Source organism: Pseudomonas sp. PDM19, from assembly GCF_014852215.1.
In the GTDB taxonomy this organism is placed as follows: domain Bacteria; phylum Pseudomonadota; class Gammaproteobacteria; order Pseudomonadales; family Pseudomonadaceae; genus Pseudomonas.
In genome coordinates this window covers 609,797-623,249 of sequence record NZ_JACVBG010000001.1, presented here as the reverse complement: position 1 = coordinate 623,249, position 13,453 = coordinate 609,797, and the positions used below count along the sequence as shown (strand labels likewise).

At 66.6% G+C, this 13,453-nt stretch carries 10 protein-coding genes; 1 reads left to right on the top strand and 9 read right to left on the bottom strand.

Annotated features, from left to right (window positions below; genetic code table 11):
• Positions 1–54: 54 nt before the first annotated feature.
• The 5 genes from IB273_RS02760 to IB273_RS02740 all read right to left on the bottom strand — a co-directional run bounded on the left by IB273_RS02760 (position 55) and on the right by IB273_RS02740 (position 5,233).
• Entirely contained in the window at positions 55–1,206 is a 1,152-nt protein-coding gene (locus IB273_RS02760) for a M24 family metallopeptidase (protein ID WP_192223159.1), read from the bottom strand.
• 88 nt (positions 1,207–1,294) lie between these two features.
• Positions 1,295–2,131, bottom strand: a complete 837-nt coding sequence (locus IB273_RS02755; protein ID WP_139791503.1) for an ABC transporter permease — start codon at positions 2,129–2,131, stop codon at positions 1,295–1,297.
• Positions 2,128–2,979 (bottom strand): ABC transporter permease, encoded by an 852-nt coding sequence (locus IB273_RS02750; RefSeq protein ID WP_192223158.1) that lies wholly within the window; start codon positions 2,977–2,979, stop codon positions 2,128–2,130. Before IB273_RS02750 ends, IB273_RS02755 begins: the two co-directional genes overlap by 4 nt.
• Before the next feature lies 1 nt (position 2,980).
• Positions 2,981–4,114 (bottom strand): ABC transporter substrate-binding protein, encoded by a 1,134-nt coding sequence (locus IB273_RS02745; protein WP_168190476.1) that lies wholly within the window; start codon positions 4,112–4,114, stop codon positions 2,981–2,983.
• 39 nt (positions 4,115–4,153) lie between these two features.
• Entirely contained in the window at positions 4,154–5,233 is a 1,080-nt protein-coding gene (locus IB273_RS02740; protein ID WP_192223157.1) for an ABC transporter ATP-binding protein, read from the bottom strand.
• Positions 5,234–5,364: 131 nt separating this feature from the next.
• Between IB273_RS02740 and IB273_RS02735 the strand changes: the two genes are divergently transcribed.
• Positions 5,365–6,258, top strand: a complete 894-nt coding sequence (locus tag IB273_RS02735) for a LysR substrate-binding domain-containing protein (RefSeq protein ID WP_081516854.1) — start codon at positions 5,365–5,367, stop codon at positions 6,256–6,258.
• Positions 6,259–6,529: 271 nt separating this feature from the next.
• On the opposite strand, the gene IB273_RS02730 is transcribed toward IB273_RS02735, so the two are convergent.
• The 4 genes from IB273_RS02730 to IB273_RS02715 all read right to left on the bottom strand — a co-directional run bounded on the left by IB273_RS02730 (position 6,530) and on the right by IB273_RS02715 (position 13,441).
• Positions 6,530–8,965, bottom strand: a complete 2,436-nt coding sequence (locus IB273_RS02730) for an efflux RND transporter permease subunit (protein ID WP_081516853.1) — start codon at positions 8,963–8,965, stop codon at positions 6,530–6,532.
• A 59-nt stretch (positions 8,966–9,024) separates the two neighbouring features.
• The gene (locus IB273_RS02725) at positions 9,025–10,101 is read right to left on the bottom strand and encodes a WD40/YVTN/BNR-like repeat-containing protein (protein ID WP_192223156.1); all 1,077 of its coding nucleotides are present in this window, start codon (positions 10,099–10,101) and stop codon (positions 9,025–9,027) included.
• A 101-nt stretch (positions 10,102–10,202) separates the two neighbouring features.
• Complete coding sequence (locus IB273_RS02720) at positions 10,203–11,561, bottom strand: DUF1329 domain-containing protein (RefSeq protein ID WP_192223155.1); 1,359 nt, start codon at positions 11,559–11,561, stop codon at positions 10,203–10,205.
• 41 nt (positions 11,562–11,602) lie between these two features.
• The gene (locus IB273_RS02715; RefSeq protein ID WP_081516850.1) at positions 11,603–13,441 is read right to left on the bottom strand and encodes a DUF1302 domain-containing protein; all 1,839 of its coding nucleotides are present in this window, start codon (positions 13,439–13,441) and stop codon (positions 11,603–11,605) included.
• Positions 13,442–13,453 lie beyond the last annotated feature (12 nt).

Sequence of the window (13,453 nt, the reverse complement as noted above, 5' to 3'; positions counted from 1 at the left end):
GACACGCAACACGGATTCGCCCCCGGCAGTACACGGACCGGGGGCGAACCTCCATCAGTCGATGATCGTCAGCTCCGGCGGCAGCTCCGACAGGCTCGCCGAGCCCTTCTCGCCGCACAGCACGGTGTCGCCGAGCTTGATGCCGAAGCCTTCGTTGTACAAGGACAGGTTGGGCTCGATGGAGAACGACATGTTCGGCTGGAACACGTGGTCGTCGGCCTCGTCCACCATCATCGCTTCCAGCCAGGTCGGCGGGTAGGCCAGGCCCAGGCTGTAGCCGATGCGGTGCACGCGGGTGCGCGACAGGTCGATACGGTCGAGGATCTGGTTGCACACGCGGTTGGCCTCGCCCACCGGAGTGCCCGGCTTGGCGATGTCGATGGCCGCGTTGAAGGCTTCGGTGAGCAGGGTCGCCACTTCCTTCACCCGCGGGCTGGGTTTGCCGATCACCGCGGTGCGCATGAGTATCGCGTGGTAGCGGTTGCACACGCCGGCGTGCTCGAGGATCACCACGTCGCCGTGGCTGATGGTCTGGCGGTGCGGCATGGCGTGGGTCATGGTGCTGCGGCGGCCGGTGGCGCACATCGGGCTGATCGCCGAGTACTCGCTGCCGGCGCGACCCAGAGCGTTGGCGACGATGCCGGCCACTTCCACTTCCGAGATACCCGGACGCAGCGCTTCGAAGGCGGCCAGCATGCCCTGGTCGGCCATGCGCGCGGCGCTGCGCTGGTACTCGATTTCCTCGGCGGTCTTGATCAGGCGGTTCTCGGCGACCAGTGGGCCAGCGTCTTCGAAACGGGCTTCGGGCATATAGCCCAGCAGCGCGTTGTACTGCGCCGGGGAGAAGGTCGAGGCGGTCATTTCCAGGCCGATGCGCGCCTGGGACAGGCCGGCCTGGGCGAGCACGTCGGCGACGATCTTCAGCGGGTCCTGCTTGGCGATGTCATAGAAGATCGCCTCGTTGATGCACGACAGCTCCCAGGTGCAGGGCTCTTCGCTGGTACGGGTGAGGAACACCGGCTCCACCAGCTTCGGTGAGATGATCAGCGCCTGGTACCAGAGGAAGCCCAGGCTGTCGAAGCCGGTCAGGTAGTTGATGTTGTCCGGGTAGTTGACCACCAGGGCATCCAGGCCACGATCGGCCATGCGGCGTTTGACGGCTTCGACGCGTTGACGGTAGGTGCGCGCGGGGAAAGCGGTAAGCATGGGGATTCCCTCCTCAGGGACAGGCAGGTGCTTTGCTACAGAGTGGTTGGGGTCGCCAGCGCGGCGACCGGATGTGAGTCGGGGTGGATCAGGAAGGCGGTCGCTGTCGCTCCAGGACCATGCGCAGCAGCATCACCGCCAGGGTGAGGACGATCATCAGCGTGGACACGGCGGCAATCGCCGGGTCGAGGTTGTAGCGCAGGCCGTCCCAGATGCGCTTGGGCAGCGTCACCACGTTCAGGCCGCTGGTGAACAGGGTCACCACCACTTCTTCCCAGCTCATCACGAAGCCCATGAAGAAGCCGCCGAGAATGCCGCCGCGCACGTTGGGCAGCAGCACGTGCCAGAGCGTCGGCCAGAGCCCCGCGCCGAGCGAGCGCGAGGCCTTGTACAGGCTCTGGTCGAGCCGCGCGTAGGCCACCAGCATGGCGATCACCGAGTACGGCAGCGCCATCAGCAGATGGCCGAAGCCGACGCCCAGCAGGTTGTCGAGAATGCCCAGGCGCGCGTCGAGGTAATAGATCGACATCGCCGAGACCACCTGCGGGACGATCATCGGCAGCAGCACGATCAGCGTCAGCACGGTGCGGAAGCGCCGCTGCAGCCAGATGCCGGTGGCGAACAGGAAGGCCAGCGCGGTGGACAGCGCACCGACCACCAGCGCCAGGCCCAGGCTCTGCAGGATCGACAGCAGCCATGCGCCGTCGAACAGCGTTGCATAGTGGCGCAGCGACCAGCCGCCGTCCGGGAAGGCCAGGTAGCGCTGGTTGCCGAACGACAGCGGCACGATCACCAGGATCGGCAGCAGCAGGAACAGCGCGGACAGCACCAGTGCGGTCCAGGACAGCCAGCGCCCCAGCGCCGGGCGTGGCAGCTGCGGCTTTTTCACTGGCATGGCGGAGAGATAGGTTCCCTGCGGAGTCACAGCTCAGTCCTCCCGAGCAGGCGGCGGTAGCCGATGAGTTGTCCGAACAGCAGCGCGCAGCCCACCACCAGCAGCATCAGCACAATGCTCAGCGCCGCACCCAGGCCCCAGTTGGAGAGCTGGAACATCTGCACGTAGATGTACTCGGCGAGCATCGCGGCCTTGCCGCCGCCCAGCAGCGCCGGGGTGACGAAGCAGCCGAGGCTGAACACGAAGACGATGGCGAACGCGGCGACCACGCCCGGCAGGGTCAGCGGGATGAAGATGTCCTTGAGCGTCTGCCAGTGGCTCGCACCCAGGCTGCTGGAAGCGCGCAGCAGGCTGTCGTCCACCTGCTTCAGCGAAGACAGCAGCGGCAGCACCGCGTAAGGCACCATGAAGTGCACCATGCCGATCAGCGCGCCCAGTTCGTTGCGCACCAGCGGCGGCGGCGCGTCGAACCAGCCGGTGGCCATCAGCCCCTGGCTGACCAGCCCACCGTTGCGCAGCAGCACCAGCCAGGCGAAGGCGCGGATCAGCATCGACAGCCAGAACGGCAGCAGCACGAACAGCTCGATCAGCTGCCGGCCGCGCGGCGTCGCGAAACGCCAGCGGTAGGCGATCAGGTAGGCGATGGCGACGCTGATCGCGGTGGTCAGCAGGCAGATGCGCAGGGTGCGCCAGATCACCGCCTGCAGGTTGGCGTTGTCGGCGATGGCCGCGTAGTTCTGCGTGCCCCACTCCGGCAGGCTGAAGCTCCAGCCGAGCACGCCGAGGGTCGGCAACAGGTAGCCGACCACGACGAGCACAGGCAGGGGCAGGATCAGCAGGCCGTAGACCGGCAGCACGCCCGGTGCGAAACGTCGCATCTCAGCCACCGATCAGCGCGAGGTAGCGCTCCAGGGTTTCGCCGTAGTGTTCGGCGTGCCACTTGTTGTTCAGCGACACCTGCTTCTTCAGGTTGTCCGGTGCGGTGGGGTTGATCGCCTGCAGCTGGGCGCTGAGCAGGTCGTTGGCAGCAAGGTTCACCGGGCCCATGTTGTAGACCTCCATGAGCTTGGCCTGAACTTCAGGACGAAGGGCATAGGAGATGAAGTCCATGGCCGCCTTGGCGCCGGCCGGATTGCCCTTGGGCACCATCCACACCGAAGGCGAGACGATGCCGCCGTCGAAGCTCCAGTCGATCTTGCCGGCGGTGTCGTTCTTCACCAGCTCGGCACGGGTGTGCCACATCTGCGCCATGCTCACCTCGCCATCGCGGATCAGCTGCTGCGACTCGGCGCCGGTGGACCAGTGGGTGGCGATGTGCGGCAGCAGCTCCTCGATCTTGCGCAGCGCGCGGTCCACGTCCAGCGGGTAGAGCTGTTCCGGCGGCACGCCGTCGGCCAGCAGAGCGCATTCGAGGTTGGCGCTCATCCACTTGTAGAGGGTGCGCTTGCCCGGGTACTTCTTCACGTCCCAGAAGTCGGCCCAGGACTTGGGCGGGTTCTTGCCGAACTGCTCGTGGTCGTAGCCGATCACGTAGCTGTAGGTGTAGTTGGCGAGGCCGAAGTCATGCACGTCGCCGTAGCCGATCAGCGATTTGTCGACGATGCCGAAGTCGATGGGGGTGAGGAACTTGTCCTTGCCCAGCCGGTAGGACGAATACATCTCGCCGTCGCACACGTCCCAGCGCACCGCGCCGCTGCTCACCTGGGTCTTCAGCGCGCCCTCGGTGGGGCCGCTGCCGTCGACTTTCAGGGCCAGGCCGGAAGCCTGGTCGAAGCCGCCGAAGCTCTTCTCGAAGGCCGGCACCGCATCGCCGCCCCAGTTGGCCAGCACCAGGTTGCCGCCGGCTGCGAAGGCCCGGCCGCCGGCGCCGAACGGCAGCGCACTGGCGGCGGCGAGCAGCAGCAGGCTGCGGTTGAAATCGCGGCGGCTGATGCCGGCGCGCTCGCCCTTCTGGGCGGCGATCTCGATGGCGTCTTCGATGAAGCCTTGGCCTGCTTTTATAGAGTCGCTCATGTGATTGCTCCCCGATCGTTTGTTTTCGTTATGGGTTAGTCAGGCGGACAACAGGTGGCAGTGCTGCGGCGACCAGCTGCACCAGTAGCGCTGGCCGCTGCGCAGGCTGCCCAGCAGCGGGTGCGACACCGGCAGGCGCAGGTCGAGGCGATCGCCCTGCTCCAGGGTCAGTTCGAGATTGACGTGGGCACCCTGGTAGGTCGCGGGGCCTGCGGTGACGCAGAGGCCGTTGTCGCGGCCGGCGTCCTGCAGCGGGCGCAGGTCGATGTGTTCCGGGCGCACCGCCAGCCAGCTCTTGCCGCCCTGGCCGGCATTGGGCGTATTGGCCACGCGCAGGTGCTGGCCACGGAAATCGCAGAGCGTGGCTTCGGCCTCGCGCCGCACCACGCCGACCTCCAGCAGGTTGGTGTCGCCGAGGAAGTTGGCGACGAAGCGGCTGGCCGGGCGTTCGTAGACCTCGCGCGGGGTGCCGACCTGTTCCAGGCGGCCCTTGTTGAAAACGGCGATGCGGTCGGACAGCGCCAGGGCTTCTTCCTGGTCGTGGGTGACGAAGACGAAGGTGGTGCCGAAATCCTTGTGCATGCGCGCCAGCTCGCCTTGCATCTCCTGGCGCAGGCGGCGATCGAGGGCAGACAGCGGCTCGTCGAGCAGCAGCAATTTCGGCTTGAACACCAGCGCGCGGGCCAGCGCCACGCGCTGTTGCTGGCCGCCGGACAGTTGGCTGATGCCGCGCTCGCCCATGCCGGCCAGGCCGACGCGTTCCAGCACCTCGGCGACCCGGCGCTCGATCTCCGCGCCCGGCACCTTGCGGATGCGCAGCGGGTAAGCGACGTTCTGCGCAACGCTCATGTGCGGGAACAGCGCGTAGCCCTGGAACACCACGCCGAACTCGCGCTGGTCGGGGGACAGATGGGTGATGTCGCGGCCGTCCTGCTCGATGCGCCCTTCGCTGGGCTCGACGAAGCCGGCGAGCATCATCAGCGTGGTGCTTTTACCGGAGCCGGATGGGCCCAGAAGCGTGAGGAATTCGCCCTGGCGGATGCTCAGGCTGAGGTCGCTCAGGACCTGCAGGTTGCCGTAGCGCTTGCCCAGGCCGAGCAAGTCGACGAAATGCTGCATGGCGGATCTCCAGCCGTTTTTTCTTGTTGATCGGTGTTGGCTTGGGCTCATCTTCTGTGCAAATTTAACTAACGACAATTCAATAGATTTCCGCCTGAATCGTTAGTCAAATTCACGAAAGAAGGTCCTTCATGCGTCAGAACAGTGCGTTTCGCATGCCCTCGCTCATCGCCCTGCGCGCTTTCGAGGCGCTGGTTCGCCAGGGCAGCATCAGCCGCGCGGCGCTGGAGCTGCACGTCACCCACGGAGCGGTCAGCCACCAGGTGAAGAAGCTCGAGGAAGAACTGGGCATGGCGCTGGTGGAGCGCCAGGGCAAGGGCGTCAAGCTGACCCCGGCCGGGCGCCAGCTGAGCCAGCAGATCAGCAGTGCCTTCGACCAGCTGCGCGACATCCGCCGCGCGCTGCCCACCGAGGAGCCGGCAGGCGAGCTGCGCATCGCCTGCGCCCCGGCGCTATTGGCACGGGTGTCATCGCTGCTGGAGAAATTCCTGCGCAACTACCAGGAAGTCGCCCTGCACCTGCTGCCAATGAGCAGCGACCTGGGCCAGGTAGACATGGTGATTTCCTTCGGCGAGACGCACATCGAAGGCCAGCGCTTCGCCGCACTGGGCGATATCCGCTACTTCCCGGTGTGCAGCCCGCGACTGCTCAACACCCAGGAACACCTGCGCAAACCCCGCGACCTGGCGCGCCAGGTGCTGCTGCATGAGGACGACGGCTTCGACTGGAGCCGCTACTTTCTTGCCGCCGGCGTGCCCGGCCTGCAGGCACGGCAGAACGTCTTCCTGCCCGACGCCTACCTGACCATCCGCGCCGCCCTGGCCGGCGGCGGCGTGACCATCAGCGACCACATCCTCGCCGGCGAGGAGCTGCATCAGGGACGGTTGGTGCGCCTGTTCGACATCGACTTCCCGGCGCCCCACCCCTACTTCCTGATCATCCCGCCCCACGGCAACCAGGCGCTGGCGCGGGAGTTCGCCGACTGGCTGCTGCATGAGCTGGAGGCGATTCCGGCGTTTGATTGATGGGGTGTTGCCTTTCACAGAAGCGACAGGAGGAACACCTCGTAGGATAGCGTGGAGCGCAGCGATACCCATCGATTCCGTACGGCGACAGCATGGGTATCGCTGCGCTCCACCCATCCTACGTTCGAGGCTTGCCTGTTGCCTCTTCAGGACCGTAGGGCGGATAACGCGCCAGCGTTATCCGCCGTCGTGGGAGCGGCGGATAACCCGTTCCGAGTTATCCGCCCTACGGGGGAACCTGAGCGCGACGGTGAGCGCGCCCAAGGCTGGCTCAGAGCTTCTTCCCACCCAGCAGGAAATGCGACAACGCCGGAATCAGGATCAGCGCCCCGAGCATGTTCCACAGGAACATGAAGGTCAGCAGAATCCCCATGTCGGCCTGGAACTTGATCGGCGACCAGGCCCAGGTGATGACGCCCGCCGCCAGGGTCACGCCGACCAGCGCGACGACCTTGCCGGTGAAAGCCACGGCCTGTTTGTAAGCCACCGACAGCGGCAACCCGGCGCGCTGCATCTGTAGCTGCACACTGAGCAGGTACAACGCGTAGTCCACCCCGATCCCCACGCCCAGCGCGATCACCGGCAGCGTGGCGACCTTCACGCCAATGCCCATCATCACCATCAGCGCCTCGCAGAGGATCGAGGTGAGCACCAGCGGCAGCAGCGCCACGAGGGTTGCGCGCCAGCTGCGGAAGGTGATCAGGCAGAAGATGCCCACTGCCGCGTAGACGTAGAACAGCATGCGGTGGTTGGCCTCGCGCACCACGCGGTTGGTCGCCGCTTCGATCCCGGCGCTGCCGGCGGCCAGCAGGAACTGGCGGTCCGGCGTGCTGTTGGCGCGGGCGAAGTTCTCGGCGATGCCGGCCACTTCGTCGAGGGTCTGCGCCTTGTGGTCCTTGAGGAAGGCGATCACCGGCATCAGCGAGCATTCGGTGTTGAACAGCTCCGGCGTGTTCACCGAAGCCTGCTGGGCGGCGTAGTTGAGCACGTCCTGGTTGCGCTGCAGGCTGGCGAACTTGGGGTTGCCCTCGTAGGTGCCGGCGGTGATCTGCCGTACCGCGGTGACCAGCGAAGTGGTCGCCTGCACGCCTTCATGCTGTTGCAGCGCCCAGCCCAGGCGATCGGCGAGGATCAGCGTGCGGTAGTTCAGGCAGCCTTCCGGCGCGGTCTTCACCATCACCGCGAAGAGGTCGCTGGAGAGTGCGTAGTGGCTGGTGATGTAGGCGTTGTCACGGTTGTAGCGCGAGTCGGCGCGCAGCTCCGGAGCACCGGCGTCGAGGTCGCCGATCTGCAGGTGCTGGCTGACCAGCAGACCGCCGGCACCCAGCAGCGCGGCGATGATCAGGGTGACGCTGGCCCAGCGGCGCTCGGTGAAGCGGTCCAGCAGGTCCCACAGTTTGCCCAGGCCGGCATGCTGGTCCACCTGGCGATCCTCGCGCAGGGCACGCGCGGCGGCCTTCGGGCTGACGCCAACGTAGGACAGCGCCACCGGCATCATCAGCAGCGAGGTGAAGATCAGCACCGCCACGCCGATGCTGGCGGCGATGGCCAGGTCCTGGATCACCGGGATGTCGATCAGCATCAGCACGGCGAAACCCACGGCGTCCGACAGCAGCGCGGTGACGCCGGCCAGGAACAGGCGGCGGAAGGTGTTGCGCGCGGCCACCTGCTTGTGGGTGCCACGGCCGATGTCCTGCATGATGCCGTTCATCTTCTGGGTGGCGTGGGACACGCCGATGGCGAAGATCAGGAACGGCACGAGGATCGAATACGGGTCCAGCGCGTAGCCCAGCCAGGCCACCAGCCCGAGCTGCCAGACCACCGCCAGCAGCGAGCAGCCGATCACCAGCAGACTGCTGCGCAGGCAGCGGGTGTAGAAGAAGATGATGACGAAGGCGGTGACCACCGCCAGGCCGAAGAACAACATCACCCGCACCAGGCCGTCGATCAGGTCACCCACCAGCTTGGCGAAGCCGATCACGTGCAGGCGCACCGGACCTTTACCCTCCTCTCCGGCAGCGAAGGCGCGGGCGTCGCCCAGGTATTCGTACTTCAGCCGCAGGTCGTCGAGGGCGCGGGAGAACTCGCGGTAGTCGATGCCCTTGCCGGTGGCCGAGTCGCGGTCCAGCAGCGGCACCACCAGCATGCTCGAGCGGAAGTCGTTGCCCACCAGGCTGCCGACGATGCCGGCGCGGGCGATGTTCTGGCGCAGCTGGCCGATGGACTCGGGCTTGCCGTCGTAGCCGTCGGGCATCACCGGGCCACCCTGGAAGCCTTCCTCGGTGACCTCGGTCCAGCGTACCGCCGGCGACCACAGCGATTTCATCCAGGCACGGTCGACGCCGTGGCTGAGGAACAGCTGGTCGCTGATCTGCCGCAGGCTGTCGATATAGGCCGGGTCGAAGATGTCGCCGTTGGGGTTCTCCACCACCACCCGCACCGAGTTGCCCAGGCCGCGCAATGCGGCGCGGTTGTCCAGGTAATTGCGGATATAGGGATCGCTGTGCGGGATCATCTTCTCGAAGGCCGGACGCATCTCCAGGCGGGTCACGGCCATGTAGCCCAGCACCAGGGTGACCAGCGCGATCAGGGCGATGAACAGCGCGCGGTGGTTGAACACCAGGCGCTCCAGCAGGTTGCCGCTGTGGGTGTCAAAGTCCCGCAGTTCGCGGACTACAGGCATCTCGCCTTGCTTCAGGTCGACCATGAGGCTGTCTCTCTATCTCTTGTTCTTATGGTTCTTGAACGGGTGAAACACCGGTGCGCTCAGCGCACCGGCATCGCGTTCTCGCGTACGCCACGAGCGCCGACCAGCAGCAGGCGTCCGGGACCGGCCACTGCGCCGCTGACAGGCAGGCGCTCGGCCAGGTCCAGGGCTTTGAAGCTGGCGCCGCTGTCATCGCTGACCAGGCCCTGGCCGGCCTGGCTGAACAGGTACAGCCGGCCGTTGGCGTCGAAGCTGGCGGCGGTCAGGCTGACCGGCAGGCCCGTGTCCACGGTTTTCCAGCTTTCGCCGCCGTCGAGGCTGCGGATCGCGTGGCCGCGCAGGCCGTAGGCGAACACCAGGCCCGGCCGCGCGACCACACCGAAGAAGCTGCCGGCGTAGGGCGACTGCAGGGCGACGAAGCGCTGCTGTTGGCCCTCCTGTTGCGGGGAAAGGCGCAACAGCAGGCCCTGCTCGCCGACGACGAACAGGTCATCGCCGCTGGCCGCCATGGCGGTCAGGTGCAGTGCCTGCGGGTTGTCGATGCGGTGGTTCCAGGGCTCCCAGGTGCGCCCGCCGTCACTGGTGTGCAGGATCAGGTTGAAGGCGCCGACCACGAAGCCTTCCTTCGCGTCGCGGAACCACAGGTCGAGGAACGGCTTGTCGGCGCCCTCCTCCTGGTACCGGCGCGCCTGGTCCAGCCAGGTGGCGTTGTCCGGCTGCGGGTGGGCGGCGTAGTAGTCGAGCATCAGCTGGCCGATCTGCCGGCCGTCGAGCTGGCGCTCCCAATGCTTGCCGCCGTCGGCGCTGTGCAGCACCACGCCGTCGTGGCCCACCGCCCAACCGTCCTGCGGCGTGGGGAAGCGCACGGCGGTGAGGTCGGAGCTGACCGGCACCTCGGCCTGCAGCCAGCTGGTGCCGCCGTCATCGGAATAGAGAATGTGGCCGCGCTGGCCGACGCTCACCAGGCGCTTGTCGACGCGGGTGACGGCCAGCAGCGGCACATGGCAGGGAACGGCGCTGTGGGGCGCCGGCTGGTCGAGCACATCGACGAACTCTGCGACCGTTGCGCCGGCTTGAGCGCCGCCCGCCAGAAGCAAGGCGCCCAGGAGCATCAGGCGCTTGAAGGGGATCTGCATGGTGCTTTCCTCACATCTCTCTTCGCATCTTTTCCGGCAGCTTTCGCTGCAGGAGCCGCGGCGACCCCGCTTGGCATCAAGCCGGGCCGCCGCGCCCTTCATCAGCGAATGCCGCTACCGGCCAGCGCCTCGGGGGACCACTGGGTCTTGGCCAGCGGGTCGATGTAGCTGATGCCGCCGTACGGGCCGACGACGCCGTTGATGTTGTAGGAGCCGGCAGTCAGGTCGTAGATCATGAACGGCGTGGCGTCCGGGATGCGCTTGTCGTAGCTCTGGCTGAGGAAGGCGAAGGAGCCGCGATAGAGTTGGCCACGGGCGTCGTACTGGTCAGAGGCCACGGCCACCCAGCTGTCTTCATCGAGGTAGAAGCGACGCTTGGCGTAGATGTGCCGCGCGCCGGACTTCAGGGTGCCTTCGACGACCCACACGCGGTGCTTCTCCCAGCGCACATAGTCCGGCGACAGGTGGTTGGGCGTGACCACCGGCTTGATGTCGCTGGCGTAGGTCAGGCGGTAGGTGTTGTAGGGCACGATCATTTCCTGCTTGCCCACCAGCTTCCAGTCATAGCGGTCCAGCGCACCGTTGAAGACGAACACGTCGTCGTAGGTGCCGGCGCCGGCCATGCCGGGGTTCGGGGTGTCGTAGGCCAGGTTCGGTGCCAGCTTCACGCGGCGCTGGCCGGGCAGGTACTGCCAGGCGCGGCGCGGCTGCTGCAGCGGGTTGGCGGCGTCCTTGAGCATCATTGCCTCGCCGGCACGGCGGGCCGGGCCGCTGTAGTACAGCTTCATCTGGTAGTAGACCTCGGAGCCCTTCACCGGCTGGGTGAGGTCTTCGTACACCGGGTAGTTGATGAAGGCCTGGCCGGTGGTGGCGAGGTTGGCGCTGCCGGAGGCATCGACGTTCCAGGAGTCGTACTTGGCCTTGATGTTCACGCCCTGGTAGCGCAGCAGGAAGTTCCACATCGCCTCGGCGCCGGTCTTCGGAATCGGGAACGGCACGCCCGGCAGGGCGTTGTCGATGGCGGTGCCGCCTTCCAGGGACTGCGCGGTGACGGCGTTCTTCCTGCTGTTCTCCAGCACGGTGTCCGGCAGCGCGGCGCTGCGGTGAGTCGGGTAGACGTCGACGCGGAAGGTAGGATAACGCTTGGCCAGCTCGACGGTGGTGGCCGACAGCTGGTTCTTGTACTGGTCGACGTTCTTGCCGTCGATCACCAGCACCGGCTTGTCGCTGGCGAACGGGTCCGGACGCATGCTGTCGCCGGCCTTGAAGCTGGCCGGGGCGGTGGTCAGGCCGCCGGCATAGGCGGGAATCGCGCCATCGCTGCTGGCGGCTTTCTCGGCGCCGACCAGGGTCAGGGTGCTGCCCAGCTGGGCGGCGTCCTGCGGGGAAACGGCGGCCTGGGCCAGACCGCAGAGGGTCAGGCCGAGGGCGGTGGCGATCAGGGTGGGCTTGAAGTTCATGCTGTTTTTCTCCTGCCCCGAAGTCGAGGCCTTACGTGAAATCAGAAGGTGGCCTTCAGGGAAGCGGTAACCATGCCGCGGTCCTTCAGCAGGGGCGCGAGGCCGCCTTGCGAGGTGATCTGGCCGGGGATGCACTGGTACTGGCCGTTGGCGCCGGGGGTGTTGTTGTCGCGGCCGCTCTCGCAGGTATCGAAGGGGCCGAAGGCGTCGACGTATTTCAGGTCCAGGCGGTATTTCTGGTGGAAGTCCGCGGCCACGCCGACCGAGTAGCTGCCGGCGTCTTCGTTGCCGCCCAGCTGTACCGCCGAGTTGCCGTGCAGGCCGACGTTGTAGGCCATGGGCATGGACAGATCGACGCCCGGGAAGGCCTGGTACCAGGTCGGGGTGAAGTTGGCGGACATGGCGTAGGCGTTGGTGGTGACCTTGTCGACACCGCGGTAGCTGGAGTCACCCTTGAAGGTCTGCTCGCCTTCGGTGACGTCGATCAGGTGCGTCAGGGTGCCTTCCACGGCCAGCGACGAGGCGTCCCACAGCGGGGTGGCGCCGAAGGTCACCAGGCCGTTGAGGACGACGTGGAAGGTCTTGCCGCGGGCCAGGCCGGTGTCGCCATCGCTGGGCATCTCGCCGATCAGGTTGGCGCCGTTGACCGCGCCGCGCTTGGAGGCTGCATAGAGCGTGGAGTTGACCGTGGTGAAGTTGCTCGCCAGCGGCATGTTCTCGCGGTAGTTCAGGTCCATGCCGACGCTCACGCCGCCGATTTCCTTGGACAGGCTGATGCCATAGATGTCGATGTCGTCGGCGTAGGCGGTGACATAGTTCATCCCCTGCAGGCCGGCCAGGCCGGGCTTGTGCAGGTTCGGCGCATTCACCAGTACCGCCGGCAGGGTGTCGGAGGTATTGCGGTAGTAGAAGCCCAGGGTGCCGTCGAGCCATTCCGGGCTCCACTTGGCCATCAGGCCGAAGTCGCCGGTGTTGTCCGGCTCGCGATCATGGCCGCGCGGCGCGCCGTAGAAGGCGTTGAGCGCGGGCAGCGGCAGCCAGAAGACGTTGCCGCCGTCGTTGAGCATGTCGTAGGGGCCCATGTAGGTGCCACCTTCGGGGAAGCGCGAGTTCTCGAACTCGAGGAAATACTGCGCGGCCAGGGTCAGCTCGGGGTTGACCGTCAGCGAGGCGGACAGCTGGTTGCGCGGCATGAACAGCTCTTTGGCCTCGGTGCCGGGCACGTTGTACAGCTTGCCCAGGTCCAGGGCCGACTGGCCGTAGTTGATGCCGTTGGCGGCGCTGAACAGGGTCTCGCCCCAGTAGATGGTGTGGCGACCGAGCTTGCCGCTGAGCTGCATGTCGTCGCCGACCTGGTGGCTGGCGAAGACGAAGGCATCGAGCAGCTCCCCGGACGGGCCGTTGTAGTAGCGGTCGGCGAAGTTGCTCAGGCCGTGGGTGGCCGGTTGCGCGCCACGCGGGGCGATCACCGTGCCGTTGCGGCTGACCAGGTGGCCGGCGTTGCCCTTCTGGCCGGGGAACGGGTTGTCGGAGCCGACATCATCGTAGGCGTGGTCGTACCAGCCGGCGGCAGACAGGCGGAAGCCCATGCTGTCGCGGTAGACGAAGTCCAGTTCGCTGAGCAGGTCGAAACGCTGGGTCACCGGGGTTCCGGAGGAGAAGTTGCGGTCGCCGTCGTTGGTGTTGGCGGTGCCGGCGATCTTGCTGTTGGGCGACTCGACGCGCTGCCCGTAGCTGAGCTTGACGGTGTTGTCGAAGCGGATCGAAAAGTCCGGGTTGCCGGTGTCCAGCTCGAAGGCCTGCAGCGGTTGGCCGGCCATGGCAGCGAGGACTGCGGTCGCCAGCAGGCAGCGTTGCAGGGGGTTGCTCTGATGATGCATTCGTGTGCTCCG

Bases quoted from the DNA above. Each gene is read 5' to 3' on its own strand.
- IB273_RS02725 (WP_192223156.1), bottom strand. From the start codon at position 10,101: ATGCAGATCCCCTTCAAGCGCCTGATGCTCCTGGGCGCCTTGCTTCTG.
- IB273_RS02720 (WP_192223155.1), bottom strand. From the start codon at position 11,561: ATGAACTTCAAGCCCACCCTGATCGCCACCGCCCTCGGCCTGACCCTC.
- IB273_RS02730 (WP_081516853.1), bottom strand. From the start codon at position 8,965: ATGGTCGACCTGAAGCAAGGCGAGATGCCTGTAGTCCGCGAACTGCGG.
- IB273_RS02735 (WP_081516854.1), top strand. From the start codon at position 5,365: ATGCGTCAGAACAGTGCGTTTCGCATGCCCTCGCTCATCGCCCTGCGC.
- IB273_RS02715 (WP_081516850.1), bottom strand. From the start codon at position 13,441: ATGCATCATCAGAGCAACCCCCTGCAACGCTGCCTGCTGGCGACCGCA.
- IB273_RS02750 (WP_192223158.1), bottom strand. From the start codon at position 2,979: ATGCGACGTTTCGCACCGGGCGTGCTGCCGGTCTACGGCCTGCTGATC.
- IB273_RS02740 (WP_192223157.1), bottom strand. From the start codon at position 5,233: ATGCAGCATTTCGTCGACTTGCTCGGCCTGGGCAAGCGCTACGGCAAC.
- IB273_RS02745 (WP_168190476.1), bottom strand. From the start codon at position 4,114: ATGAGCGACTCTATAAAAGCAGGCCAAGGCTTCATCGAAGACGCCATC.
- IB273_RS02760 (WP_192223159.1), bottom strand. From the start codon at position 1,206: ATGCTTACCGCTTTCCCCGCGCGCACCTACCGTCAACGCGTCGAAGCC.